The following is a 25874-nucleotide window of genomic DNA, read 5'->3' on the forward strand; positions in this document are numbered from 1 at the left end:
ATTGAATATGGGTAGGAATTGGGCAATTGTTGTTGGGATTAACACATACGATAATCTTCTGCCATTAAAATATGCTCAGTTGGATGCTGAAGCTATGGCGACTTGGTTCAAGGAAGCCAAGTTTGACCAAGTTTTTGTGTTCACAGAAAATTCCCCATCTATTAGCCAAGTAGCTACTTACTCAGTTAGTTCTCCCATACCTACTCAACCAACTTATGCACGCTTTCAAAGAGCCTTAGACGTACTTTTTGAAAATCCTTTGCTGAAACCAGAAGATAATTTCTGGTTTTTCTTTGCTGGACATGGTAAAAGATATGCAAATAAAGACTATTTGATGTTCTTGGATAGTAATCCCCAAGCTGTTGATAGAACCGCTATTTCTGTTAATGATGTAACCGAAAAATTGCTTTGCAGTGGTGCTGGTAATGTGGTGTTGTTTTTGGATGCTTGCCGCGATGAACCTAGTCGTTCTGGAGACGGAATTGGTGGAAAATATCAGGGAGTTATAACATTTTATTCCTGTAAACCTAACCAAAAAGCTTATGAAATTGAGGAATTACAACATGGGGCTTTTACATATTCGCTACTAGAAGGATTGCGACTACAGGGTGAGGCTAATTGCGCCACAGTAGAGCGTTTAGCACAACATTTAACTTATCAAGTTCCTGCTGTGAATAGTCGCTATGGTAAGGCAGTACAAAATCCTGATTTGCAAGCAGATTCGCCCTATAAATTGTATTTTATTTTATTAGAGCAAACTGCCACGCTTAGAGATGTAGAGCCATTAAAATATCAAGCCTCGCAAGCGGAAAACAGAGGTGATTTATCGTTAGCAAAACAATTATGGGTGAGAGTTTTAGCTGTATCTCGTGGTGATTGGGATGCAATTGAGGCAATTGAAAGGATTGCGCTGCGTCAGCAAGGAAGTTTTGAACCGACTGTTACAACTTCTGAAGTGACTTCCCCAAGCGGAGGTAGTTCAGAAAGTAATGAACTGTTGGCTCAAAAGCAAGAAGAACATCGGCAAAATTTGGTTCGTTATCGGCAAGCTTTTTCAGAAGTGATTGAGCAAGAATATCCTATTAATCAAGCAAGTCGTAATAAATTGCAGCAATTGCAGAAATCATTGCGATTAAAAAAAGAAGAAGTATTGCGGATTGAACAGCCAATTATTGTTCCCAAGGAAGCAGAATACTGTCAACGGCAAGAACAAGAGAGAATCCGAAAGCAACAGGAAGCGGAACAACAATTTAAAAGAGAATCACAGAGACTTAAACAACAACAGCAATTAGAAAAATGGCGACAACTATTTACAACTATTACTACCCCAACGCTAATTACACGAAAAAAGTTTTTGTGGTGGGCTGTGGGAAGTGTAGGTTTCGTGACAGCAGTAGTAGAACGTGAAATTTTTAAAGGACAAACACCAATCTCTGTAGCAAAACCTAAATATCTACTTTCAAAACAGAAGGTATTTGGATTACCTTTATGGATGGTTGAGTTTGAAACGGTAACAGTAAATAAAAATGGAGGGGTAATTAAACGAAATTCTAATAAGCAAGCTAAGTTATTTAAGGAAGACTTAGGCAATAATGTTACCTTAGAAATGGTTGCCATTCCCAGTGGCAAATTTCTCATGGGTTCACCAGACAGCGAAGGGTTGGATAGTGAAAAACCTCAGCATCAAGTAACAGTGAAATCATTCTTTATGGGTAAACATCCAATCACCCAAGCACAATGGAGAAGAGTAGCAGCACTACCCAAAGTTAACCATAATCTCAAAGCAGACCCATCTAATTTTAAAGGAGACAACCGACCAGTAGAAAGAGTTTCTTGGTACGATGCAGTGGAGTTTTGCTCCCGTCTGTCAAAATATACAAACAAAGAATATCGCCTACCGAGTGAAGCAGAATGGGAATATGCCTGTCGTGCAGGAACAACGACACCATTTCACTTTGGGGAGACAATGACAACTGAGTTAGCTAACTACAATGGCAATTACACTTACGCTTCTGAACCAAAAGGAAAAAATCGTCAAAAAACAATAGAAGTAGGAAGTTTTCCACCTAATGGTTTTGGATTATACGATATGCACGGGAACGTTTGGGAGTGGTGCCAAGATGATTGGCATGACAGTTATCAAGGAGCACCAACAGACGGTAGTGCTTGGTTGAACGGGAATGATAGTTCTGCCGTGCTGCGGGGCGCGTCCTGGGTTAACATTCCTAAAGACTGCTGTTCCGCCTATCGCGTCCTCAATTACCGCGAAGACCACGAGTACTTTAATGGTTTTCGTGTCGTTTGTGCCGTTGAGAGGATTCTTCAGTAGGCCTTTATGCTTTAGCCTTTTCCCTTTTCCCTTCTTAAGCGGAGCGATCAAATTTTTTTGAAAAAACAGAGTAGCAACTTCTGTTATGGGGGTAAATAGCCCAAATAGCCAGTTGGGGCATAAGTGATAATTCTTTGGGTGTTATTTACATATTACGCTACACAAAAGCATCCTTATTTTTTGAAAAAACAGAGATGTAGAGTTGACGGTGCGTTAGCCTACGGCATAACACAACGCCAGTCGCCTCAACGGGGGGAACCCCCGCACGGCGCTGGCTCCCCTACATTTCTACTCGGTTTTAACATTTTCATCTGATGCTTTTTCGGCAACAGATTTTAAGCGAGTGGCTCTAATTTTGCGGATGCGATCGCTATTACGAACACCACCCGCCATTTCATATTCACGGCTGTCTTTGCCATGCTTAATAGCAACTATCATCAGCATTTTCTCGCAAAGCTGATTTAAGTGTTTTTCTAGTTCTTCAATTTCACCTCTAGAAGAATCAACTACAGATAAAGCAGTATTATAAACGTCAATTTTTGTACGTAAATACTCAATTGTCGCCATCAATTTTTCCAGATTATGCTCCTCATCAAAGTTGATATCAGGAACAATTGATTTCAGTCCAGAAAATCTTAATTGAGCTTTTTCTAATACGCGAGATGTTCTTTTTCTAAACGCCATAAGTTTATTTTTTTAGCTGCTAACAAAGCTAGCTTGCCATAATTAAATATCCTTTTGGTTCAGTGTAAATTACAATTTTTTTCGGAGAATTTCAAGTAATACCAGTAATTCCTCGATATTTAATGGCAATAAACAATTAATACTTTTGGATTTCGTTGCTCACATCACCTGCCAAAATGGAGACCGCTTTTATTGCAAGGAAGACCGCTTCTGTTGTAAGGAAGACTGCTTCTGTTGCAAGGAAGACCGCTTTTGTTGTAAGGGAGACCGCTTTCGTTGCAAGGGAGACTGCTTTTGTTGTAAGGGAGACCGCTTTTGTTGCAGGGAAGACCGCTTTCGTTGCAAGGAAGACTGCTTCGGTTGTAAGGAAGACCATTTTCGTTGCAGAGAAGACTGCTTGTGTTTGTTTGGGAGTCGTAGATACTTGTTGTTTTCTGGTAATGCGAAGTTGAAAAGGCGATGTCTAGCGACAAGCCGCTCTGCGTCTACGCATTATCTCAACAATGCGATCGCCTACTTGTAGTAACGGACGGCGAATTAATAGCGGATCTTGCAGCATTAACGATAAAGCGGTGTTTGCATCTAGCTTTTCGGGAAAGCGTGCTTGGAAAATTCAAATTGTTCATCAGAAATCTTCTGCCGGATTTTTTCAATCAGCAAAGTCATGGAAATAAACTAATGCGTGTAAGTGACTTTTGCGGAGCGTATCCGATAGAAGCAGGTATCGCCAGCCCTCATTCTGTAAAAATAATAGCTGATTGGGGCATAAGTTTAATTCCTGATGGGGTTTATTTCCATATTACGCTACACAAAAACGTCCCTCTCCAAGTTGGCTAGGGACGGTACATTTAAAAGTTATCAACAAGAGGCAGGGGGCAGGGGGAAAAGGAGCAGGGGGAAATGACCCCTGACTCCTGCCGTGGAGCGGAGCGGAACATGGGTCTGATTCCCCCACTTCTATCAAGTTGCTCTCGTTCAGGTGGGGTCGAATCCCCATCTGAACTATCCCCCTTGCTCCCTGCTAAGAGCCCCTTTTCCTCTTTTTCAAAGTCAGTTAACTGATTTAATGGCTACAGCTAGTTTTCTTTTGCTCGTGTCCTTTACAACCGCCTTCGTGATGGTGGTCATGATTTCCACCCGCGCAGGCTTGTAAATCCTTACCCATGAGGTTTTCTGCCATTTCGCGGAAGGATTCATCGACTGGCTGTAAACCAATCCAAGCGTCAATTTTATCTACTTCAAATCCTACCTCGCGGCGATCGCCTACTTCTATTAATGGACGGCGAATTAATAGCGGATCTTGCAGCATTAAAGATAAAGCTGTGTTTGCATCCAGCTTTTCGGGAATCACCTCTCCAGATTTTACCCTGGGGGAACTGCGATTAAACCATTCCGCTACGGGGCGATCGCCAAAGAAAGAACGTAATCTTTCGCCTGTCCAAGGTTCTGTTAGTAAGCTTTGGGGTACAACTTCATGGCCTGCGGCTGTCAGCAACACTTTTTGCCGAGTACCACCTTTACAGCCTGGTTTTTCATAAAAAATTACTTTAGCCATTGAATCATCTCCTAGTTATATCTGTGATGAGATTAGTCATTTTAAACTCAGATTTACGCAGAGTTGTGTGAGTTCAATTGCCAAGGAAATTCTAAAACTTTTTAGCGATATGAGTCACTGGATCGAACTCAAATCTTTCTTTGGGATCGGTTTCGCCATAGACGTTAAAAGTCACAGTTGGTTCATCACCTACTGCTTCTACACAATGAATGGCATCAGGAGTAAAACTAATAATATCTCCTGGTAATAGATTAACTTCTGCCGTTGCTTCTATTTTGTTTTCAGCATCGGGGTTAGGATTTCGCCGCCAGATTGTATTCTTTTCTTCACCTTTTAAGATAGCAACAATTCCCCAGGTTCCATGATTATGAATTGTCGATAATGTCCCTGGTGCAAATGTCACTGTTTGCACTGTTAAGGGAAAACCCAATTCATCATACATGAGTAAAACAGAGGTTCCCGTTTTAGCATCCGGTTCTAAATGTTGGCTACGTACCCAGTAGGAATTGACAATCAAGCGTCTCACCAGCATTCTTAATTCTGGTAGCCGACTTGATTCGTCTTCTACATCATTAAGAACATCTTCTACCTCAGTTAAAAACCGATAAAGACGATAATTCTCACGTAATAAATCCCATGCTCTCGCAGATTTACACAGTTGTAACTTGCCGTCGCCAGTTACAATCAAATCCCTAACTTGCATAAATTTTAAACCGTGAATCGAAATGAATTTTGCGGGATTACGGGAGCAGGAAGATTAATAGGAGTAAGAGTTGGAAGAGATGGATTAGTAAGTAGAGGAGGAGAAATCAAGCTAGGACGACGAATGGAAGATAAAGAGGTGAAGTTATTAGATAAATAATCATTCATAGTGGTTGAGTAGATAATTACTAATTCCAAATTTCAATCGTCTTCTTCAGGTGGACGGGTGAGAATATCTAGGAGAATTCCCGAGCCAAAATCGTTTTTGTTGTCTATCTCCTTAACTCTGGTGCTGATGATTTTAGCTTGCTCGATATCTCCAAGCTTGGCTAATACTAATCCGGAGGCAGCATAAGCATTCAAATATAGCCTGATTTGGGGGTCTTCTTTCCGACTAACTAAAATCGGTTGGAGTTGTTCCCAGTCATCAGGAAATTTTTCTGCTGATTTAATTTTATCTAATAATTGGTTTGTTGTTTGCAATGCTAAAGAATAATTATTTTTGTAATAAAAGTACCTATATGCTGCTACTAAAACATCTGTATGTTCCCCAGTTTTAGCAATAGCTTGTTGCATATATTGCTCGGATTCCGATGTATTTTCCCAAGTCTGTGCAGCTAATATTAGTAGCTCTTTGACATCTTCTGGAACTTGAAACCATGAGAATTTATTAGTATCAACTTGCATAATTATCTCCAAATAGGGCATTGGGGATGGGGCATTGGGCATTGGGGATTAGTTATTAATTGCTATTTTCCCTGTCTTCCTAATACCTAATCCCCAGTCCCTAATCCCCAGTCCCTTAGAATAAAGTGAGAATGTATACTAAGGTGAAGAGAATAATCCAAATGATGTCTACGAAGTGCCAGTAAATTTCTGCCATTTCAATGCCAGTATGTTTGGTAGCAGAATAATGGCCTTCGCGGCGCGATCGCCACAACACACCTAAGATTAATAACAGTCCCACAAACACGTGCAAACCGTGGAATCCTGTCATTAAATAAAAGCAGTTGGCGAAGATGTTGGTAGTTAGGCCGTATCCTAATGTGGTGTACTCGTAAACCTGTCCACCTAAGAAAATTGCGCCCATAATTGCGGTGAGAATATACCAAAACCGCATTCCGTTGACGCTATTCTTTTTAATCGCTACATCACCCAGGTGAATCACGAAACTGCTAGACACCAGAATGATGGTGTTCATAGCAGGTACAAATAACTCTACTTCTGTACCTTCAGGAGGCCAAACTGCTGCGCCACCTCTCAAGTACAAGTAAGTAGCAAAAAATCCCCCAAACATTAGGGATTCCGAAACTAGAAAAGTCAACAATCCCCAGACTCGTAAATCTGGATGATGTTCTTGGTGATGTTCGCTTGTGGTTGCGATGGTCATATTATTTATGTAGTGGTCATGAACTGCATACAAACAAGGAACTCAATACTTGTTGGTTAAAGGGAAAAAGGGGAATGGGAAAAGGGAAAGAAAAAACCTTTAACCCTTAACCCATTTTGAGTTCAAAACGCTATCCCTTGTAGTATTGAGAAGGGGCTAGCAACGCTACGTGGAATTCAAAATTCCAGCAGGAATCAGGCGTAAGCGTTTTTTTGAGGTAGTTTTCACGTATTTAAACCACATTCAGGGCACAGCATACTCATTGGTGTCAACTGAAGCTAAAAGCTATATAGGGCGGGCGTTGTACAAATACCTCGCGCCCTCATCCCCTAACCCCTTCTCCCTCAGGGAGAAGGGGAATTGAATCTCTTGCTCCCCTCTCCCTGAGGGCTAAGGTGTACACACAAGTTATCGCATCATTACCATTCCTCGAATTACCCCACCCTAACCCTCCCCTTGCAAAGGGGAGGGAACTTGATTTTCCGGTTTCCCCCCTTGGCAAGGGGGGATTAAGGGGGGTAAAACCCGAATCTCAAAATAACTCCGATTTGTGTGTACACCGTAGCCTTGCAAAGGGGAGCCACTGCGTTGCGGGGGTTCCCCCCGTTGTAGCAAGTGGCGTGAGGGAACTTGATTTTCCGGTTTCCCCCCTTGGCAAGGGGGGATTAAGGGGGGTAAAACCCGGATCTCAAAATAACTCCGATTTGTGTGTACACCGTAGCTCCCTGTGGGAGAGGGGCTGGGGGTGAGGGCAAAACCTTGCAACTAAGCGGGTTTCACGTTAAGTTGACACCTATGACTGGTGCTTTGCCCCTACAGCGTGCATGGTCTATTTACAGAAAGATGCTGTAAACGTGAAGAAGCAGGGAAGCAGGGAGCAGGGGAGAAAAAGGAGCAAGGGGGCTTTTGCCCACAAGGGGCAAGGTTTGTACCTTTCCCCCTGCCCCGTTACCCCTGCCCCCTGCCTCTTATCAAAATTTCTCCTCCTAGCCCCTAATTCCTAAGCGCTAACTTCGGGGGTGGCGACTGGCACACTATCACTATGACCGTAGTCGTAAGGGCCGTGGGTGACAACGGGCAATACTTCCCAGTTTTCAATGGCTGGTGGTGAGCTGGTTGTCCATTCTAAGGTCAAAGCTTCCCAAGGGTTATCACCTGCCAAAGGCCCTTTCATCCAGCTTTGGATGATGTTGATGGTGAAGGGAATCACGGAAATTCCCAAGATGATTGAACCAAAGGTACAAATCTGATTAAGATCAATAAACTGGGGATCGTACATTGCCACTCGGCGGGGCATTCCTTGTAAACCTAACTCGTGCATCGGTAAAAATGTCAGGTTAGTACCGATGAAGGTAAGGCCAAAGTGAATGCGTCCCCAAACTTCATTGAGTTTCCGTCCGGTCATTTTGGGAAACCAGTGATAAATCCCGGCGTAAATCCCAAATACAGAACCGCCAAATAGGACATAGTGGAAGTGTCCCACTACATAATATGTGTCGTGGACATGAACATCAAAGGGGGCTGTTCCCATTGTCACGCCGCTTAAACCGCCCATAACAAACATGGACAATAAGCCGATCGCAAATAGCATGGCACTGGTAAAGCGAATCTTACCACCCCATAATGTGGCGACCCAACCGAAAATCTTTACGCCTGTAGGAACGGCAACGATTAAGGTGGAGATGGTGAAGAACATCCGCATCCAGCCGGGTGTACCACTGGTAAACATATGGTGTACCCAAACGAACAAACCAACAACGCAAATCGCCAAGCTAGAATAAGCGATCGCTTTATATCCGAAAATTGGTTTGCGGGCGTGAACGGGAATCACTTCGGACATGATGCCGAAGATAGGCAGAATCATTAGATATACTGCCGGGTGAGAATAGAACCAGAACAGATGTTGATAAAGGACAACATTACCGCCTGCATCTGGTTTAAAGAAGGAAGTACCAAAATTGAGGTCAAACAATAACAGCACTAAACCAGCAGCTAACACAGGTGTAGATACAAGTGCTAGTACGGAAGTTGCTAAAATTGCCCAGCAGAATAAAGGTAGTTGATCCCATTTCATGCTGGGAACTTTCATCATCAAAATGGTGATGACAAAGTTCAGTGAACCCAAAATTGAAGAAGTTCCCACCAACACAATCGCCAAAATCCACAAACTTTGAGCGATGGGTGCTGTGACTAAACTTAAAGGTGGGTAAGCTGTCCAACCAGATTGCGAACCGCCAAAGATAAAACTAGCTAGCAGTAATAAACCTGCTGGTGGGTTTAACCAAAAGGCGATCGCATTCAGTTTGGGGAAAGCCATATCTCTAGCACCAATCATCAACGGTACTAGGAAGTTACCAAATCCCCCAATCGCACTAGGAACGATCCACAAGAAAATCATGATCGTTCCATGATTGGTCATGAAAGCGTTGTACAGGTTGGGATCTAGCAAATCTGCTTCTGGTGTTGCTAACTCCACACGGATAGCCATCGCCATCAAGCCACCGATGAGATAGAACACAAACGCCGTCACTAGGTATTGAATCCCAATTACCTTGTGATCGACATTAAACGTGAAGTAGTCCTGCCATTTCCACGCTTTTGGGTGAGAAGTATGAGCAACCGCCAGAGTTTGCGACTGATTCTTATCTGGTGGCGTATTCCGAGGAGATTTTACTTTTGTCATATTTTTACGCTACGCAAAGTCCAGGGTCAACAGTCCAAAGTCCAGAGTGATGAATTTTGACTCTTGACTCTTGACTACAGACGCGATTAATCGCGTCTCTCCAACCCTTAACTAATGACTATTAACCATTGACTCTAGAGTTGCTGCATTCACTCCCAAATCTTTGACGTGGGGGGCGAGAAACTCTGATGGGGATAAATCGGCTGGGTTCACTGCGATCGCTTGATGCAAGTCTTGCTTTTGAGCAACTTGGTTTTCTGTTAGCCAGCTGTCATACTCTTCGGGTGTGTGGACAATGACTTGCGATCGCATTGAGCCGTGATAGCCACCACACAGTTCTGTACAAACGATGGGATATGTACCTGTTTTGGTGGCTACGAAACGCAATTGTGTTGGTATTCCGGGAATTGCATCTTGTTTCACCCGGAATTGTGGCACCCAAAACGAGTGAATTACATCCTGCGCTGACAGGTTGAGTTGCACATCAGCACCAATGGGTACGTGTAATTCCCCAGTGGAAACGCCTTCCTTGGGATAATCAAACAACCAAGCAAACTGCATCCCAGTCACATTCACAACCAAATCGGCTGCTTTATCTCGGGTTGTGGATGTTGCACCAATACCGATGGTAGGCGCTGCTGCAGATGCTAATGAATTATCCAGAGTTGCAGCAATTGCACTTCCTTTCATCTCAGCCACATGAGCCGCACCATGAGGATGTCCAGCTGGATCTAAACCTCCCATCCGGTTAAACACATCTACACTGTAGATGCCCAAACCAACTACAATCAGCGTTGGGATTGCAGTCCAAAAAATTTCTAGGGGAACGTTACCTTCAACCGGCGCACCATCGGTATTATCTCCCCGACGGCGGCGGTACTTAACCAAGAAAATCACAATCGTTCCTTCTACTACCAAAAAAAGAGCGATCGCAATGGTAAACATGATATTGAAAAAACCATCTACCAAAGGCGCTTGCAGCGATGCTTCTACCGGCAGTAGAGAATGGTTATGACCAATCCAAATGCTGATTGCTGTCACAATAATGCCAGCAACCAGAGTCCATAGTGAAACAGGAATTTGTTCCATACATACTACCTGCTCTGTAAATGCTGGGATTGGGTATTGGGGATTGGGTATTGGGGATTGCGTACTGGGGATTGGGTATTGGGTATTAGGTATTGGGAATTGGGTATCAAAAAGAAATTAATTTCTCATATTTCCCAGCCCTCAATCCTCAGTCCCTAATCACCATTCCCCAGTCCCTAGTCACCAGTCCCCAGTCCCTAATCACCAGTCCCCATTTTGTCTCTCATTATGTTTGTAACTTACCCCTATAAAAATTGGGGGAATTTTCCAAATGTCTTCACATCCTTTCCCCCAAAATTTTAAAACTATATCTTGGTTTTGATAATAAAAAAGACTATGATTTGTACCAAAAGCTATTCATAGCTAACGCTTTTGGCTCTAATATTAATTTAACTACCTGAGCCGCAATTATGGATTTGTTAATAGATAACAGTTTGCAATTTATAATATTGTTTACTACGAACTTTTTACCAATTTCGATTCAAAATTTATTGTGATACAGCATAAATAACTACATAGTATTCAATCACCCGTAGTGCGTAGGGTGCGTTAGCGATAGCGTAACGCACCTTTGGTATACTTTTCGTGCGTTACTGAGATTTTTCTAGAAATCAAATGAGCGAATTTTACTCAAATAAGAGTTATGGATAGAGATTTATACCCCATCCATAACCAATGACCTTGAAGGGTCTGATAATACACCACTTCTTTAATTACGAATTACGAATTCGTAATTAATTATTCAATGGAGCGTGGGTGTAGCAATTTTTAGGACAAATACGAGAGCAAGCTTCGCAACCAATACAGTTGTCAGGGTTAGCAACAACCATTACCTTGCGTTCAATTTCTTCATCATCTTCATCTTCCACAAATTCGCCTTCTTCGTTGAGCGCTTTTAAATCAAGCACACTATACCCGCAGGCTTTCATGCATCTGCCACAGCCGATACATTTATCCTTATCAATTGATTGGGCGAATTTAGGAGTCCAAGTTTTACCTCCAAAGGTCAATCCTGTTAGTTGTGCCATGAATAAATCCTCGGCAATTGTGCCTACAAATATGTTTGTGCTTTAATCGTTATCCTAACTTAATCTTAATAGTCTATTTTTGCTAATAAACAATGTTTTTTGCATCATCAAAGTTTGCTGACTTATATCAAGTATTACTTGTTTTTTTATTGACTTTTTTAATTGCAATATTTTGCCAACTATGATTCTCGAATTATATTTGCCCTACTTTTATGCTTTGATAAATAAACCTGAGAATGAAATGACTTAGCACAGCATAATGTGGTTTAGCTGCTGAAAATACATGAACCAAATATAGATATTAATAAAATATAAAATCAACTAACTGAATTTTTTATGAGTATATAAGCATGGTATTTATACAATTCATGCCCTTGTAAAATCAATATTTTTTTGCTGATTCAGAAAACCTTGAGATAACAGTGTTGAGAGATACAGATAGCTCTGATATTGCAGACGCTTTCCTAGATAACTACAATATTTATTATCCCAATCTTTTTACCATAATCTGAAATTAGCAGTTGATACAAATGCAAATAAAATAAATGTGATTATTGCACATTAACCCAAATTATATGGCAAACTTGATTTATGAAAAGAACTGTAATCATGATTGCAGACCATAAAGTAATGTAAAATATTAAAATTATTAATAAATAAATTGAATACCATTAAAAGTAAGGTCTAATGCTCGAGCAAAACAGTTTGGCTAAGATTTTAAGGTCAAAGAAAATCTATCTTCTAATTCTCTAAAAATAAAGTTGCTAAAAACCAGTTCTAAGCTCATGCTGAACAAATTTCTCAATATGATTATGAAATTTATAGTTAATAAAGAAATAAATTATGGCGCGTCTGGATTGTAGATTTAGGTATTAAGGCTGTCATTGGTTATTAGTCATTAGTTATTTGTGCTTACAAAGCACGAATAACCAATAACAACCCTGACAAATCCGTATCCAATTTAAGCGCGTAATAGCTGAACAAGAGGCTCAGGCGAAAAGCCTTAAATAGCTTCCAGGTGGATGCAATTTCTCCAGCAAGAAACAATTTTCTTGTGAGCAAAATAATTTGGTGGCGAGTCGTGAATCTCATTCAAAGAGAGGGTACATCCTGGGGAGACTTGAGCCAAACATCTCAACGAGTATAGTTGGAAGTGCATTATGCCGTATACAATTCCTAACAACAGTTGCGTTGGATGTGACAATTGCCGACCCCAATGTCCGACGGGTGCAATCAAAATCGAAAACAATGAATATTGGATCGATCCTTGTCTTTGTAACGATTGTGAGGGTTATTATCCCGAACCGCAATGTGTAGCCGCCTGTCCCATCAAATCACCAATTCCGTGGCAAGCAAAAAAGGGGAGATGTAAAGTAGAACCAAGAGATGCTACCAGCCCAGATTTATTTTCTAATGGTAAAAATAACGCCTTTGCTTCAGCGATTGTGATTTGGGAAGCTTGTAACGTCCTAGCACAGCGTACTTCCTTACATTGGGAAATCGATGAAGCTGGGTATTTATCCTATAGTAGACAAGTTAATCAAGGTAGAGGTGCGATCGCATTTCATATCCAAGATGCATTAAATAACAGTACTCGCACTACAGACATTGCAGCAATTGAGGCTTTAGATATTAGAGCCGCTTGCATCCATCTGATTTTTGCAGCTCATGCGACAGCCGTAGAACAACCTTGGGAGCAAGAGTTTTCCATTGATGAACGTCAACTAGAGAAATATTTAGGACTAGAAAAACGCAAAGACCTGAGCAAAAATGCCAAGCTAGCTTTAATGAAAAACATAGTGCAGCAAGCTTGCTCACTGATAATTTCCATAGACTGGCCCCAACAAGGGAGAGTTAATGGCTTTTCCATCGCCGGCACCCGTTTATGGCATTTAGTAGATATTGAACACCACTTTCAAGAAGATAAGCAAGGATGCAAATACTTAGTGGGGTTGACTTTTAAAGTTAAAGCCGGAATTTGGGCGCAGCATTTCTTAAATAAACAAGGATGTAAAGAACGCACCGCCTTTTATCAATATGGTATTTTGCCAAAAACCCTGCTCACAACTATTATGAGCATTTGGCAACAACATGAAGGCGCAGCTAGACTCATGCTGTGGTTGCTGTTTAAAACCAAAATGGGACGAGAACAACGCATTACCGTTCCCACCTTACTACGTGTAGCTTATGGTGAAGCCAAAGTCACCTCAGCATCCAGACAAAGAGAAGAACGCAAACGTCTGCTGCGAACCTTTGAAAGCGACTTGGAAATGCTTAATCACTATGGCATTAAACCTATTTTTGATCCAGTTACCTACCCGATAGAAATTCAACCATTGTGGGCAAAATTAATTGATGTCCCCGAAGATCCAGAAGCGGCTTTAGAATTTTGGACAAACGATGGTAACGGCGACACCAGACTAACAGACACAGGCCCCCGTGGTAAATGGAATCTGCTGATGAATGCGCGGATATTATCCTTTGAGTTACCGACAGAATGGGAACATCAAACCTCAGACTCCGACAAAAAACCACGGCGTAACGTTAATAGAACCAAGAGAAAACCCAAAACCACAAGCGACTTACTTGGCGAACAGATTTTAGCAGCGCGAAAAAATCTCAACCTCTCCCAGCGAGAATTGGCAAAGTTGACAGGTAAAAGCCAAAGCTGGATTCGCGATATCGAAAATGGTCGTTTAAAAGCCAAGTTAGAAGACCAAGCGCTATTGCGGAAAGTACTGAATATGGCTTAATAGATTAGTGCAATCTTGCTGTGATGCCATAACATCGCCCTGTTATGTTAATGCATCGTCATGTTATGCCATAACATCGGTCTGTTATATTAATACGTCGGCACGTTATGGCATAACATCGCTCTGTTATATCAATACGTTGCCATGTTATGCCATAACATCGCTCTGTTATATTAATGCATCGACCTGCAATTGAATTGCATAGTCATGCACGAATCACAGTAATAGTACGCTGATTTTGGGTCACAACAACCTGCGTTGACAAACGTTCTTCAATTGGTAATGCATTTTTCCGTCTATCAAATATCAATAGCCAGCCAAAATCCAATCCCAAACGTGCTAAATAAGATTCTAATTGCTCTATCCCTTCAGTTTGAGGATCGCGCTTTTTCTCGCGCCATACTTTTAATTCGATACCTAACGTCACACTTCTATATCGCAAACATAAATCCATTCTGTCACTACCAATTGCATATTCTCGCTCCAGGGTTCCACCACCATTAACAACACGATGCAAGAAAGCCATTAATACTAAATGAGGCGCGATTTCATGGTAAACAGCGCTACCAAGTAACGGTTCTCCATGTTGTCGCCAAAATTTGATAAACGCTTCTAACAACGCATCTGTATTTAATTCTCCTGACTGAGCTAACCAACTGGGGCTAATGTGAGGTAAACTATCTTGAGTTCCTTGCACTAAGACGCGGGGAATGACTTCGCGGTAAATCGGGTTAGAAATAACCAACCCCCCCGCAGGATCGCGTCGCAATAATCCTAAATCGATTAAATATTGACGGTCATCGGCTGGAGTATCCCCTAATGCCAGTCCTGCTAACATTGGTTCGATGATGTTTTTGACTCGTTTTTCTCTGAGTTTTTCTGCTAGAGAATCGAGATGAGTATCTTGACGAGCAATTAATATTTCCTTAGCTTGTAAAATATGCTCTTTGGTAATAGTAATACTTCTATCCTTAACCAGTTTTTCCACAACTTCCTTAGCCAGAGCATTAACTAACCAAGGTTGTCCCTGAGTCAAATCAAAGGCTGTTTGTGTTGCTTGCGGGCTGAAAATTTGTCCCGTTTCTTGGGTATGTTGCTGGTATAGTTCTTGTACCTCTGCGGCGTAAAAATTTCTCAGGGTGATGGAACTGACTTTGATATTAAAAGGGCTAGCTGTGTTTAATCTGTCACCCTTCGGGTTCAACAGTTTGCTTATGCCGGGGAACCCGTCCACCGCAACTGTTTCACTACCACCAGATGCAACCTTGTAATCCCGGACATCGCGCAAGCCAATTAAACCAACAGACGAGGGAAAGTTTTCTGGACGATTGGGATAACCATCTCGTAACTGTCGCAACACCGAAATTAGAGTTTGGTCTTGTAAGGAATCAATTTCATCGATCAATATTACCAAAGGTCTAGGTGAAACCTGCGCCCAAGCTTGTAAACTAGCTTTAATTCTCTGTCCTGGTTCTTCATAAACCCAAGTTGGAGGTTGTAAATCTTGCGGTAAGCGGATAGAAGTTGTATCACGCCAACTTCCCAAAATCGCCAATTCTGCCGCACTGGGGTCATGATTAAATGCGCTTCCCACTTCTGCGGATACCATAACTGCTGTATAACGCCCACTTGCGGTAAGTTGTTGCGCTAGTGCTAGCATTGCGGTAGTTTTACCCGTTTGTCGCGGTGCGTGAACGACAAAATAACTCTCTTGTTCAATTAGCACCTCCAAGTCAGGTAGCCGACTGGTAGCGGATAGCATGTAGTGTTTGTCGGGGTTACAGGGCCCAGCAGTGTTGAACCAGCGAGACATGAAATGTTGGCGGATAGCGGACACTTTGAGTTTAGACGATTTTGGGGTTGGGGATGGGAAGACAATACTTTTCGGTTAAGGGGAAAAGGGGAATGGGAAAAGGGAAAGAAACAACCTTTCACCTTTAACCTTTAACCTGTTTCCCAAAGCTATTTTGAGTTCAAAACGCTTAACCGAGTAGTATGGGATTTAGTATCATCTGGCATTTTGGCGAAATATTACCGTGCTATATCAAAGCAAGCTGATGCAATGTTAATGCATCGGGTTACATCGTTAATGCATTGCTCTACATTGCCAATGTATCGCCTTACATTGTTAATGCATGGTTTGCTGTGAGAATCACGCTCATCATTTGTTTAAAAATATAAGCACAAAAATTGCGATCGCCTGAACGCCAAACCATCTCCTCTACAGCTGATGTCGGCAATAAATATTTACACTGAGTATATTTAAACCAATGTTTAATAATAGTATTTAGCTACTACTTTTTGCATTCAGCAACGCTTAGTAAACAATAGTTACATAAATTAGGAAAATGCCTTATAGCCACTGATGCAAGTATGTAGCCTATCACCATATATTATTGCAGTGGGTGGATACCGTGGTATCTGAGAATCATAGCGATATATCAATAGCCCGCGAGCAAATGCTGCAAAATCTCCTGCAAATAGAAGACTTAGCAGCAGTAAAAGAACGTAAACGCATTGCTCGTGAAATTCATGATTCTTTAGGGAACGCCCTAACAACTCTTAATGTGCAGCTACAAACAGCGCACAAACTTTGGAATATCGATCATACCCTAGCGGAAAAGTATTTACTAGAAGCCCAACGTTTAGGTGCGATCGCTATTCAAGAAGTTCGCCAAACTGTCAAAAGTATGCGCGAGGTTGTACCTCTAGAGCAACCATTAACCGAACTGATAGATTCTTTAATCCAAAATTTTCATCAAGTAACAGGTATTTCACCTGCTACCAATATTGATATACCTGCATCTTTAGCACCGGAAGTAGCTAAAACTCTCTACAGAATCATCCAAGAAGCTTTGACAAATATTTGTAAATATGCAGAAGCCACAAAAGTAGAGATTAATCTGACTCACACCTTGGAGAATTTGTCCCTGATCATCCAAGATAACGGTAAAGGATTCAAACTATCGCAAAACCGCAGTGGATTTGGACTGCAAGGGATGCAAGAACGGGTATCAGCTTTAAAAGGTAATTTTAATATTGATACAGAACCGGGATATGGCTGTTGGATTGTGGTTAATTTGCCTTTGGAACAGGAGAAAGTTCTCAGACAGCCAAGCAAAGAACCAGAATATAGTTTACAAACTGCCCTACAAATCACTGAGACAATTTCTGAAACAACTCGAATTCAAGAACTTTCTGCATTAGAGTTTAATTTAAAATCACTGGATACAACTTTACTGCGAATAATTCCCCAACAAAATTTCAATTTAGATTTACCTGATACAGTTCCCATTGCAGAGAAAGAAGGGCAGGAAAGCTTTGATTGGGAACAAGAAATTATGTTTCCATCTTCGTTGCCAATTGCAGAAGCAGAAATTGAGCCAGATAAGTTACTCTGCAATCATAAATTTATTATTCAAGTTGTACAGGCTTTGGCTGAATTCATTGGGCCGATAGCTGATTATCTAGTGCAAAAGCTGTTGCAATCTTACCCTGATATTTCTCAAGAAGAACTTATCGAAATATTGGCATCGGAATTATCTGAAAATAATTCAATATTGCCAATGTTTAATCATCAGGAAATTATAGATAAACTATCTGTACAGTGTGCGCCTGATAATTTAAGTGAGTTGAGGCAGCAACCAAATTTGGTAATTAAGAAATCTTGGGTTCATCCTGAAGTTCAATCAACACCAAAGAATGTACCTATCAATTCTTCAGATACAGAAGAAGAATCTATTTCTGCAAGCTTTTTATGTCAATGCGAACATAAATTAGCTGAAATTATTGGGCCAATAGCTACTTTTATTGTGAAAAAAGTTGTCAAATCTTCTGAAAGAATTTCTCGTGCCGAATTCATAACAATGTTAGCGGCTGAAATTCCCGAACCAGTCAAAGCCAAGCAATTTCAGCAGCATCTACTTTCTGAAATTTGAGAAATGCTTGTGATGTAAAACGTGGGATGCGTTACGCTGGCGCTAACGCATCCTACAAATCGCTATATATGAATATTATTTATTCAAAATAGAATTAGCATAAATTGCCAACTGTGAGCGGTTTTTCACATTTAAACGATTAAATAGATTGGTGACGTGGGTTTTAACTGTACCTTCGGAAATATAAAGTTTCTCGGCAATTTCGCGATTAGTTGCACCCATACCAATCAATTGCAAAACTTCTTGTTCTCGATTTGTGATTCCACCCAAATTTTGCTGTGGTGTTTTTTCTTGGTTAACTGACTCAGAAGCTGGTGCTTTACCTAGCATCTTCTCAAATAGCCCTGGTGCCATTTGGGTAAACCCTTTATACACAAACCGAATCGCCTGCGCTAGTTCCTCCGATCGCATATCTTTGAGTAAATAGCCTTTAGCACCAGCGCGCATAGCCTCAGCGATATTTTCATCATCATCAAATGTTGTGAGGACTAATACTTTAATAGCGGGAAAGCGCTCAGAAATAATGCGTGTGGCAGCTTTACCATCCATCACAGGCATTTGAATATCCATCAAAATCACATCAGGTTGCAAAACTGTAGCTTGCTCAATAGCAGTTTCACCGTTATCAGCAGTTCCCACTACTTCCAAGTCTGGCTCTAAATTGAGCATAACTTTGATTCCGTCTCGAATGAGAGATTGGTCTTCTACTAATAACAGCCGAATCATGATTAACACCTCTGAAAGTGCTACTGAGTGCGCCTCGACTTTTATCAATGGCGGTGAAATGTTTTTATTGGGACTGCCTCAACACAGACTGATGAGACAGATGGGTAAGGAACATCGACAATCTTTTGGCATATCCAATATCTTACAGGTGCCGTGCCCCTACAAAGAATTTATCTGTCGCAAACATTATTTTGAATTGGTATTAGGATATCAAAAACCGCGATCGCTTCTCTATAGCGACCACTTGCAGCCCCCGGATTACTTCTTGGGATGATTAATTTAAATTAAGAATTATCTGTAAGAGTTGACTTAATCTGCAACAGTGCTTGATGAATGCACCTTCTTCCAAAGGCGATCGCGAATTATCTGGAGTTGCTCTTGGGTACTGATAGGGTTGCGTGGTTGCGGTAGTTCGCTATTAGGCCAGTTTGGTAAAGTATTGCAGGGACAAGACAAAGCTGGCATACCAACATTTCGCATTGGTACAGGCATTTCGCAACGACTACAAGGCAGCATTTCCCATACTGGTGTTAGTAGTTCCGCAATTGTTTCATCGGTTCCTTCTAGGTGACACTCGCCGGCTTGATAATGAATTTGTTGCCAAATATTTTCAAATTCATCACTATAGCGATCGCCTTGCAGCACTTGTTGAGGCAATAACTCTGTCTTGCCATTGCCAACAATAACTCTTCTGCCTAACTGAAACCAGTAGGCAAGATATCTTTTAACGTCTTGTTCGTTTGCCATATAACTAATTCTAGATTGTAAATTTGACACTTTGATTATTCAATGCTGAATAAACAATTAAGAGATTTAGTCAACACTTGTAGAGACGCGATTCATCGCGTCTGTGATTCATCGCGTCTGTACTCAACAATTAACACTTAAGTATATTGCTTAATTGTAAATTGGTTACCCTTTTTGGGGCGGTAATGGCATACCAAGAATGCTGAGATTTAATACATGACCCCCAGTCACTAAATAAACGCTATCGCAAATAACTCCTAATTGGCGGACTAACATACCCAAGCGATCGCGGAATTGACGACCACTGGGATAAGCAGGTACTACTCCCCAACCAACTTCTTCAGCAACAAATAACATATCGGCTGCAACCAGTTGTACAGTCTCTAAAAATTCTGTTATTGTATTCTCCCAGCTGATTTCGTCTTGTTCAAGCAAATTAGCTACCCAAGTTCCTAACGAGTCAACTAAAAGGCAGGTGTTTGGTTTGGCATCAGCTAAAGTAGCAGTAAGTTCTATAGGTACTGATAAAGTTAACCAATCTTGAGGACGGCGTTGCTGATGTTTTTGAATGCGTTTTTGCCATTCTTCATCAGCTGGGTCTGACACAGCTGTTGCTACGTAAACAACAGTCTTTCCTGACTGCATCGCTAGAGTTTCTGCCCATTCACTTTTACCAGATCTCGCTGGCCCTGTGATTAAGATAACTTTACCCAAAGCCTTTTCCTTAATATATTTGATTGATTCAGGTTAGAATTTCTGAACTGAATTTTCCCGTTAGGGCTGAGATTGTTGGTTTTAAATATCTCTAAAGAGATAAAATTAGCACCAGCATCATTGATGCACAAATGGCATAAGCCAAAAATCCCAACAACCCCATTGTGAATTATTCAACACTACTGGGGACAGCAAATTTCAGGATATCTTTATGAAAACAGGCTGGAAACGCATTGAGGCAACTCTACACGATTTAGGGAATAAAGGTAGCGCCGATACTCCAGAAACAGGTGATCCGCAAAAGCGGCCTTTCTCTTTTAGAATCAGCGTTGGGACAACTGAATCTACAGATAGTGTGCTGAATCCTTCACCAGAGGAACTAGAAAACGAGGGAAAGACAATTGACCTCAGTCCCGATGCTGAAGGTAGCTTTTCTGACTCAGAGGAATTATTTGCCCACCATCATGGTGTACAAGCTTTTTCGACACAAGATAGCGGTGGTAAAACACCTAGCCTACCGAAATTTAAAACCCCCAGCTTCAGCAACCATCGTCACGGTGCAAATCCGGGATTGGCAATGAATCTGTTAAAGGATATTGAGGAAACTGTTGTAGGTTGGGAGAAAGAACTACATACCATCCTCAAACAAATTCAAGATGTTTATTTAGAAGGGCCGATAGTCAATGGCTGGTTAGAATCCAATACCAAAGAACCAGACCAAGGCGGGAAAGCGACATTACGCCATGCAGAAGTTGAGCAGTTGATGGATTATGTAGAAGAAATTTGTGCTGCGGGTGCTAAAGTTTCTTATCAATCTTCTCGTACAGGCTACCGTCTATGCGGTGTTGATGCTTCCGGCCAAGTTTGGACACGTCCCTGTCCACCCGATCAGGTTCCATCGGTAAGTATGGCGATCGCACGTTATCAAAAATTACGTCAACTCTTAGGACGCAAACAATACCTGGAAACTCGCCTGAGTCAATTAGCCGAAACACTGGTAATATTACACAGCCACGTTCAGCAAGCTTAAAGTTCTCAAGATTATTTCCGAAAAAACTCGGTTGGTATGACTAGATTTTTGGTATAGATTAGCGGCATTAGGTTACGGTTGGATGTTGTCATTAGTCAAAGCTAAATTCATAACTACGAATTACGAATTACGAATTATTTATTAGCTTAAGACTTTTGACCACAGACAACTGGTAACAGCAAAAACCATAACTAATGCCTATGCCAGATATCCAAATCTCTGCCATTATTTGTACTCACAATCGAGACACCTATTTAGGTGCGGCGATTGATAGTCTGTTGGCGCAGGATTTTGCGGCTGAGTTTGAAGTTGTGGTAGTTGATAATAACTCCAGCGATCGCACCAAAGAAGTTGTAGCACAAAGAGCAAGCAATCCCCGGTTGAAATATGTCTTTGAGCCAACTACTGGTTTATCTGTAGCGCGGAATACGGGTGCAAAACTAGCGAGTGGAGAGATTCTCGCTTATTTAGATGATGATGCAGTCGCAAGCGATCGCTGGCTTTCAGTATTTTATGATGCCTATAAAAATAACTCGCAACTAGCGATCGCTGGTGGTAAAGTTACTCTTTTATGGCCCCAAGATGTGCAACAACCACGCTGGCTATCCCCTGGGTTAGCAGCAAATTTGGGTGCATACGACTTGGGCGACAGCATAATTTATATTGATAAACCGAGTTTCACACCCAGAGGTTTAAATTACTGTATACGCCGTTCCTTCTTGGAAGAGATTGGCGGTTTTGATCCGCATCTCGGTCGAGTCGGCAAAAATTTATTATCCAATGAAGAACTGCAAATGACAGAATTTGCTCTGCAAAAAGGTTGGCAAGTTGCTTATCTTCCCGCAGCTTTAGTAGCTCATAATGTTGCACCAGAACGCCTAAAACGTTCTTGGTTTTTAAACCGTGGCTGGTGGCAAGGTATTAGTGAATGTTACCGCGAACAACTGGCAGGGAAAGCGGGAATTAGTCAATTACAACGAGGCGGCGAACGCTTTATTCGCGGTTTATATAAAGCATTGCAATACTTTTCCGACCCAGCAGAACGCTTTGACAAGCTTGTTTATGCCTATGGTCAGATTGGTTATTTAAATGCTGCTATTCAAGGGCTGCTATCTACAGCAAATAAAAAATAATTAGAACTTATGCAAGTGTCATATTTATTTTCGTTTAGGTTTGTCAAGTGTCAAATGTCAAGAGTCCAAAAACTTCGATTTTTAACCCTTGACTCTTGACTCTTATGCCAGAGAATCACTGTGCTAGTTGCGTAAGTCCTGATAATATCTAAAATCTATTTTAAATCTTATATGTCATCTAAAATACCTGTTTCTGTACTTATTCCCGCTAAAAATGAGCAAGCTAACTTACCAGCTTGCCTTACTAGCTTGCAAATAGCTGATGAAGTATTTCTAGTTGATTCTCAAAGTACAGATAACAGCGTCGCTATTGCGGAAAGCTTTGGTGCCCATATCGTCCAATTTAAATTTAATGGTAGCTGGCCGAAGAAGAAGAATTGGTCTTTAGATAATCTGCCATTCCGCAATGAATGGGTGTTAATTGTCGATTGCGATGAGCGAATTACACCAGAATTATGGGAGGAAATTGCTCAAGTAATTCAAGATGATGAATATGCAGGTTATTATCTCAATCGCCGAGTCTTTTTCCTCGGAAAATGGATTCGCCACGGTGGTAAATATCCCGATTGGAATTTGCGGTTATTTAAGCATCAAAAAGGGCGTTACGAAAACCTGCATACCGAAGATATTCCCAACACTGGCGACAATGAAGTTCACGAACACGTAGTTTTAGATGGTAAAGTTGGCTATCTCAAAAATGATATGTTGCATGAAGATTTCCGCGACCTTTACCACTGGTTAGAAAGACACAATCGTTATTCCAATTGGGAAGCCCGCGTTTATTATAATTTGCTCACCAATCAAGATGAAGGCGGCACAATTGGCGGACATTTATTTGGTGATGCAGTCCAACGCAAACGCTTCTTAAAAAAAGTCTGGGTACGTCTACCATTTAAACCATTATTACGGTTTATTTTGTTCTACATTATTCAGCGCGGCTTTTTAGATGGCAGAGCTGGATATGTTTATGCCTGTTTATTAAGCCAATACGAATATCAAATCGGAGCTAAACTCTACGAATTGCGCGATTGTGGCGGAACGCTGAATACGGCGAAATCGTAGTGAGGGGGGACTGGGAAAAGGCAGGGGGGCAGGGGGCAGGGGGGCAGGGGGCAGGGAGACAAGGGGAAAAATTCCCATTACCAATTACCTATTACCAATTACCCATTACCAATTGATAAATGACAAATAACAAATACCCCATGCCCAATGCCCAATGCCCCATGCCCCATGCCCCATTCGCAGATTTACGCAAGTATGATCAATCCTGGTTTGATAGAGGCCGTCCAGGTTGGTATATTTTGTTGTGGTGGTTGGTGCAGGCGATCGCATTTCCTTTGACTATACAGCCGTTAAATCAGTTGCGTTGTATGTTGCTGCGCTTGTTTGGGGCGCGGATTGGTAAAGGTGTATTGATTCGCCCGACTGCGCGCTTTACCTATCCTTGGAAAGTGACTATCGGTGACTATAGCTGGATTGGTGATGATGTGGTTTTCTATAGTCTGGATGAGATTATCGTCGGGGAACATTGTGTAATATCCCATAAAAGTTATCTCTGTACTGGTAGCCATGATCTGCGCGATCCGGCTTTTGGCTTGAAGACAGCGAAGATTACTATTAATAATGGGGTTTGGGTAGCAGCTGATTGTTTTGTCGCGCCTGGTGTGGAAATTGGCGCAAATGCTGTGATTGGGGCGCGTAGTAGTGTTTTTACTTCGATGCCATCAGGACAGGTTTGTTTAGGTAGTCCTTGCCGTCCGCAATATCCGAGATTAGTTGATAATTCGTAATTCGTAATTCGTAATTCGTAATTCGTAGTTCTTAATTCGTAATACCAATTCAAATTATGTTTGCGACAGATAAATTCTTTGTAGGGAACATCCACAATCTTTTGGCATATCAAATATCTTACTGGTGCCGTGCCCTACCCATTTGTCGCGTTCTTTTTTCAAAACGGTATAATTCGTAATTGATGGAGTAAGGGACTTCCAAATCAAAAAATATCCCAGTATTTATTGTGGGGTGGACATCTTGCCAGTAGTGTCAACTTAACGTGAAACCCGCTCTTGTGCAAGGTTTCGCCCTCACCCTGTGCCCCTCTCCCACCAGGAGAGGGGAGCAAGAGATTTAATTCCCCTTCTCCTGGGGGAGAAGGGGTTAGGGGATGAGGGCGCGTGTTGTACAACACTCGCCGTATATAGCTTTTAGCTTAAGTTGATAGCCCAGTTGATGTGGCGGGCAAGATGCCCGCCCCACAAGATGGAATAATTTATTTCTTGGAAATCCCTAAGGATTGGTTTAGCGGTAAACTTCTGGGTTGACGCAGTAGGGAAGACGATCGCCTTTTAAGCCGGCAATTAAGTTTGCGATCGCAATGTCTGCCATTTTTGCTCTTGTTTGGCGGCTGGCGCTGCCGATGTGGGGTGTGATAATTAAGTTGTCTAAGGTTAGCAAAGGGCTATCCATTGGTAGCGGTTCGGGATCGGTGACATCTATAGCGGCGGCGGCGATTTGCTTTTGGGAAAGTGCGCGATACAATGCCTCTTGGTCGATAATCGTTCCCCGTGCGGTGTTAATTAAAATAGCCGATGGCTTCATTAAAGCAAATTGGCGATCGCTCAATAAATGATATGTCTCTTGATTGCCTGGTGTATGGATACTGATAAAGTCGGATGTTTGCAATAACTTGTCTAACGTTACAAACTCCGCACCATAACACTTTTCTACTTCTGGCTGACATTTGCGGTTGCTGGTATAGAGTATTCTCATATCAAAACCTTGGGCACGACGCGCTACAGCTTGGCCAATGCGTCCCCAGCCGATAATCCCCAAGGTAGCACCTGCAACATTCGGCCCTAATAATAAATCGGGTTCCCAAGTACGCCACAAACCTGCACGGGTAAATCTATCAGCCTCTACAACACGCCTTGCAGCCGCCATGATTAATGCCCAAGTTAAATCTGCGGTGGCATCAGTTAATACACCGGGCGTATGTCCCACGGGAATTTTCTGTGCAGTCGCTGCGGCGATGTCGATGTTATCGAACCCCACAGCCATTTGACTGATGACTTTCAGCGCAGAATTAGCAATTAATTGTTGGTCGATTTTGTCAGTCAACAGACACAACAACCCATCTACAGCCTTTGCCTTAGCCAGCAACACCTCATAAGGCGGCGGTTGACGTTCCGGCCAAACTTCCACAGATGCATAGGCATTGAGTTGTGCTAAATCAGTTGGTAGATTGCGAGTGATGAAGATTTTCATTTGACATTTGTCAATTGGTAATGGGTAATTGGTAATTGGTAATTGGGATTTCTCCTTGTCCCCTCATCCCCCTCATCCCCCTCATCTCCCTCATCTCCCCCTGCTCCCT

The 25874-nt window shown here is 41.8% G+C and carries 22 protein-coding genes and 1 pseudogene; 8 read left to right on the top strand and 15 right to left on the bottom strand.

The annotated features are described in order from the left end of the window. Nucleotides 1-7 precede the first annotated feature (7 nt). Complete coding sequence (locus AACU25_RS20080) at nt 8-2329, top strand: SUMF1/EgtB/PvdO family nonheme iron enzyme (protein ID WP_096578632.1); 2322 nt, start codon at nt 8-10, stop codon at nt 2327-2329. A 288-nt stretch (nt 2330-2617) separates the two neighbouring features. Here AACU25_RS20080 and AACU25_RS20085 read toward each other — a convergent pair whose 3' ends face one another. From AACU25_RS20085 to fdxB, 10 genes and pseudogenes are all read right to left on the bottom strand, one after another. After that, a complete protein-coding gene (locus tag AACU25_RS20085) occupies nt 2618-3013 on the bottom strand; it encodes a hypothetical protein (protein ID WP_096578634.1) in 396 nt (131 codons plus the stop codon). Nucleotides 3014-3149: 136 nt separating this feature from the next. Then, nucleotides 3150-3389 (bottom strand): hypothetical protein, encoded by a 240-nt coding sequence (locus AACU25_RS20090; RefSeq protein WP_096578636.1) that lies wholly within the window; start codon nt 3387-3389, stop codon nt 3150-3152. Nucleotides 3390-3518: 129 nt separating this feature from the next. Beyond that, nucleotides 3519-3608: pseudogene (locus AACU25_RS20095) on the bottom strand (ArsC/Spx/MgsR family protein); the annotation flags it as partial. Between the two features lie 468 nt (nt 3609-4076). Then, nucleotides 4077-4568 (bottom strand): ArsC/Spx/MgsR family protein, encoded by a 492-nt coding sequence (locus AACU25_RS20100; RefSeq protein WP_096578639.1) that lies wholly within the window; start codon nt 4566-4568, stop codon nt 4077-4079. 91 nt (nt 4569-4659) lie between these two features. Continuing rightward, nucleotides 4660-5271: a cysteine dioxygenase family protein gene (locus tag AACU25_RS20105; protein ID WP_096578641.1), complete on the bottom strand. Its 612-nt coding sequence runs from the start codon at nt 5269-5271 to the stop codon at nt 4660-4662. A gap of 200 nt (nt 5272-5471) precedes the next feature. Continuing rightward, nucleotides 5472-5957: a hypothetical protein gene (locus AACU25_RS20110; RefSeq protein ID WP_096583896.1), complete on the bottom strand. Its 486-nt coding sequence runs from the start codon at nt 5955-5957 to the stop codon at nt 5472-5474. A 115-nt stretch (nt 5958-6072) separates the two neighbouring features. After that, nucleotides 6073-6660 (bottom strand): cytochrome c oxidase subunit 3, encoded by a 588-nt coding sequence (locus AACU25_RS20115; RefSeq protein WP_096578643.1) that lies wholly within the window; start codon nt 6658-6660, stop codon nt 6073-6075. 1000 nt (nt 6661-7660) lie between these two features. After that, entirely contained in the window at nt 7661-9343 is a 1683-nt protein-coding gene (gene ctaD / locus AACU25_RS20120; protein ID WP_096578647.1) for a cytochrome c oxidase subunit I, read from the bottom strand. Between the two features lie 111 nt (nt 9344-9454). Beyond that, a complete protein-coding gene (locus AACU25_RS20125; protein WP_096578649.1) occupies nt 9455-10432 on the bottom strand; it encodes a cytochrome c oxidase subunit II in 978 nt (325 codons plus the stop codon). A gap of 734 nt (nt 10433-11166) precedes the next feature. After that, on the bottom strand, nt 11167-11460 hold the full coding sequence (fdxB, locus tag AACU25_RS20130; RefSeq protein WP_045873083.1) for a ferredoxin III, nif-specific: 294 nt from the start codon (nt 11458-11460) through the stop codon (nt 11167-11169). Nucleotides 11461-12620: 1160 nt separating this feature from the next. Between fdxB and AACU25_RS20135 the strand changes: the two genes are divergently transcribed. After that, nucleotides 12621-14213, top strand: a complete 1593-nt coding sequence (locus AACU25_RS20135; RefSeq protein ID WP_096578651.1) for a helix-turn-helix domain-containing protein — start codon at nt 12621-12623, stop codon at nt 14211-14213. 205 nt (nt 14214-14418) lie between these two features. Here the strand turns inward: AACU25_RS20135 and AACU25_RS20140 are convergent, their stop codons facing one another. Then, complete coding sequence (locus AACU25_RS20140) at nt 14419-16026, bottom strand: AAA family ATPase (RefSeq protein ID WP_096578653.1); 1608 nt, start codon at nt 16024-16026, stop codon at nt 14419-14421. Nucleotides 16027-16627: 601 nt separating this feature from the next. Here AACU25_RS20140 and AACU25_RS20145 point away from each other — a divergent pair. Beyond that, nucleotides 16628-18151, top strand: a complete 1524-nt coding sequence (locus tag AACU25_RS20145) for a DUF8082 domain-containing protein (RefSeq protein WP_190445991.1) — start codon at nt 16628-16630, stop codon at nt 18149-18151. A 75-nt stretch (nt 18152-18226) separates the two neighbouring features. On the opposite strand, the gene AACU25_RS20150 is transcribed toward AACU25_RS20145, so the two are convergent. Then, nucleotides 18227-18877 carry a response regulator gene (locus AACU25_RS20150; RefSeq protein ID WP_096578657.1) on the bottom strand — a complete coding sequence of 217 codons (651 nt, stop codon included), beginning with the start codon at nt 18875-18877 and terminating at the stop codon, nt 18227-18229. Between AACU25_RS20150 and AACU25_RS20155 the strand changes: the two genes are divergently transcribed. Next, on the top strand, nt 18876-19151 hold the full coding sequence (locus tag AACU25_RS20155) for a hypothetical protein (protein ID WP_096716322.1): 276 nt from the start codon (nt 18876-18878) through the stop codon (nt 19149-19151). The genes AACU25_RS20150 and AACU25_RS20155 overlap by 2 nt on opposite strands. A gap of 35 nt (nt 19152-19186) precedes the next feature. Here AACU25_RS20155 and AACU25_RS20160 read toward each other — a convergent pair whose 3' ends face one another. After that, on the bottom strand, nt 19187-19624 hold the full coding sequence (locus tag AACU25_RS20160) for a hypothetical protein (RefSeq protein WP_096578658.1): 438 nt from the start codon (nt 19622-19624) through the stop codon (nt 19187-19189). Between the two features lie 165 nt (nt 19625-19789). Continuing rightward, nucleotides 19790-20338, bottom strand: a complete 549-nt coding sequence (gene cobU, locus AACU25_RS20165) for a bifunctional adenosylcobinamide kinase/adenosylcobinamide-phosphate guanylyltransferase (RefSeq protein WP_096578660.1) — start codon at nt 20336-20338, stop codon at nt 19790-19792. Between the two features lie 211 nt (nt 20339-20549). Between cobU and AACU25_RS20170 the strand changes: the two genes are divergently transcribed. The 4 genes from AACU25_RS20170 to hpsU all read left to right on the top strand — a co-directional run bounded on the left by AACU25_RS20170 (nt 20550) and on the right by hpsU (nt 24291). Next, nucleotides 20550-21368, top strand: coding sequence for a hypothetical protein (locus tag AACU25_RS20170; protein ID WP_096578662.1), 819 nt, complete (start codon nt 20550-20552; stop codon nt 21366-21368). 200 nt (nt 21369-21568) lie between these two features. Beyond that, complete coding sequence (locus tag AACU25_RS20175) at nt 21569-22501, top strand: glycosyltransferase family 2 protein (RefSeq protein WP_096578664.1); 933 nt, start codon at nt 21569-21571, stop codon at nt 22499-22501. A 171-nt stretch (nt 22502-22672) separates the two neighbouring features. Continuing rightward, entirely contained in the window at nt 22673-23563 is an 891-nt protein-coding gene (locus AACU25_RS20180; RefSeq protein ID WP_096578666.1) for a glycosyltransferase family 2 protein, read from the top strand. Nucleotides 23564-23682: 119 nt separating this feature from the next. Then, nucleotides 23683-24291, top strand: coding sequence for a hormogonium polysaccharide biosynthesis acetyltransferase HpsU (gene hpsU, locus AACU25_RS20185; protein WP_096578668.1), 609 nt, complete (start codon nt 23683-23685; stop codon nt 24289-24291). A 508-nt stretch (nt 24292-24799) separates the two neighbouring features. Here the strand turns inward: hpsU and AACU25_RS20190 are convergent. Continuing rightward, the gene (locus tag AACU25_RS20190) at nt 24800-25765 is read right to left on the bottom strand and encodes a 2-hydroxyacid dehydrogenase (RefSeq protein WP_096578670.1); all 966 of its coding nucleotides are present in this window, start codon (nt 25763-25765) and stop codon (nt 24800-24802) included. Nucleotides 25766-25874 lie beyond the last annotated feature (109 nt).

Source organism: Tolypothrix tenuis PCC 7101 (genome assembly GCF_963874875.1).
Taxonomy (GTDB): domain Bacteria; phylum Cyanobacteriota; class Cyanobacteriia; order Cyanobacteriales; family Nostocaceae; genus Aulosira; species Aulosira tenue.

Coding starts and splice junctions, on each gene's coding strand:
- AACU25_RS20080 (WP_096578632.1), top strand. CDS start 8: ATGGGTAGGAATTGGGCAATTGTTGTTGGGATTAACACATACGATAAT.
- AACU25_RS20085 (WP_096578634.1), bottom strand. CDS start 3,013: ATGGCGTTTAGAAAAAGAACATCTCGCGTATTAGAAAAAGCTCAATTA.
- AACU25_RS20090 (WP_096578636.1), bottom strand. CDS start 3,389: ATGGTCTTCCTTACAACCGAAGCAGTCTTCCTTGCAACGAAAGCGGTC.
- AACU25_RS20100 (WP_096578639.1), bottom strand. CDS start 4,568: ATGGCTAAAGTAATTTTTTATGAAAAACCAGGCTGTAAAGGTGGTACT.
- AACU25_RS20105 (WP_096578641.1), bottom strand. CDS start 5,271: ATGCAAGTTAGGGATTTGATTGTAACTGGCGACGGCAAGTTACAACTG.
- AACU25_RS20110 (WP_096583896.1), bottom strand. CDS start 5,957: ATGCAAGTTGATACTAATAAATTCTCATGGTTTCAAGTTCCAGAAGAT.
- AACU25_RS20115 (WP_096578643.1), bottom strand. CDS start 6,660: ATGACCATCGCAACCACAAGCGAACATCACCAAGAACATCATCCAGAT.
- ctaD (WP_096578647.1), bottom strand. CDS start 9,343: ATGACAAAAGTAAAATCTCCTCGGAATACGCCACCAGATAAGAATCAG.
- AACU25_RS20125 (WP_096578649.1), bottom strand. CDS start 10,432: ATGGAACAAATTCCTGTTTCACTATGGACTCTGGTTGCTGGCATTATT.
- fdxB (WP_045873083.1), bottom strand. CDS start 11,460: ATGGCACAACTAACAGGATTGACCTTTGGAGGTAAAACTTGGACTCCT.
- AACU25_RS20135 (WP_096578651.1), top strand. CDS start 12,621: ATGCCGTATACAATTCCTAACAACAGTTGCGTTGGATGTGACAATTGC.
- AACU25_RS20140 (WP_096578653.1), bottom strand. CDS start 16,026: ATGTCTCGCTGGTTCAACACTGCTGGGCCCTGTAACCCCGACAAACAC.
- AACU25_RS20155 (WP_096716322.1), top strand. CDS start 18,876: ATGATTAACACCTCTGAAAGTGCTACTGAGTGCGCCTCGACTTTTATC.
- AACU25_RS20150 (WP_096578657.1), bottom strand. CDS start 18,877: ATGATTCGGCTGTTATTAGTAGAAGACCAATCTCTCATTCGAGACGGA.
- AACU25_RS20160 (WP_096578658.1), bottom strand. CDS start 19,624: ATGGCAAACGAACAAGACGTTAAAAGATATCTTGCCTACTGGTTTCAG.
- AACU25_RS20170 (WP_096578662.1), top strand. CDS start 20,550: ATGAAAACAGGCTGGAAACGCATTGAGGCAACTCTACACGATTTAGGG.
- AACU25_RS20175 (WP_096578664.1), top strand. CDS start 21,569: ATGCCAGATATCCAAATCTCTGCCATTATTTGTACTCACAATCGAGAC.
- AACU25_RS20180 (WP_096578666.1), top strand. CDS start 22,673: ATGTCATCTAAAATACCTGTTTCTGTACTTATTCCCGCTAAAAATGAG.
- hpsU (WP_096578668.1), top strand. CDS start 23,683: ATGACAAATAACAAATACCCCATGCCCAATGCCCAATGCCCCATGCCC.
- AACU25_RS20190 (WP_096578670.1), bottom strand. CDS start 25,765: ATGAAAATCTTCATCACTCGCAATCTACCAACTGATTTAGCACAACTC.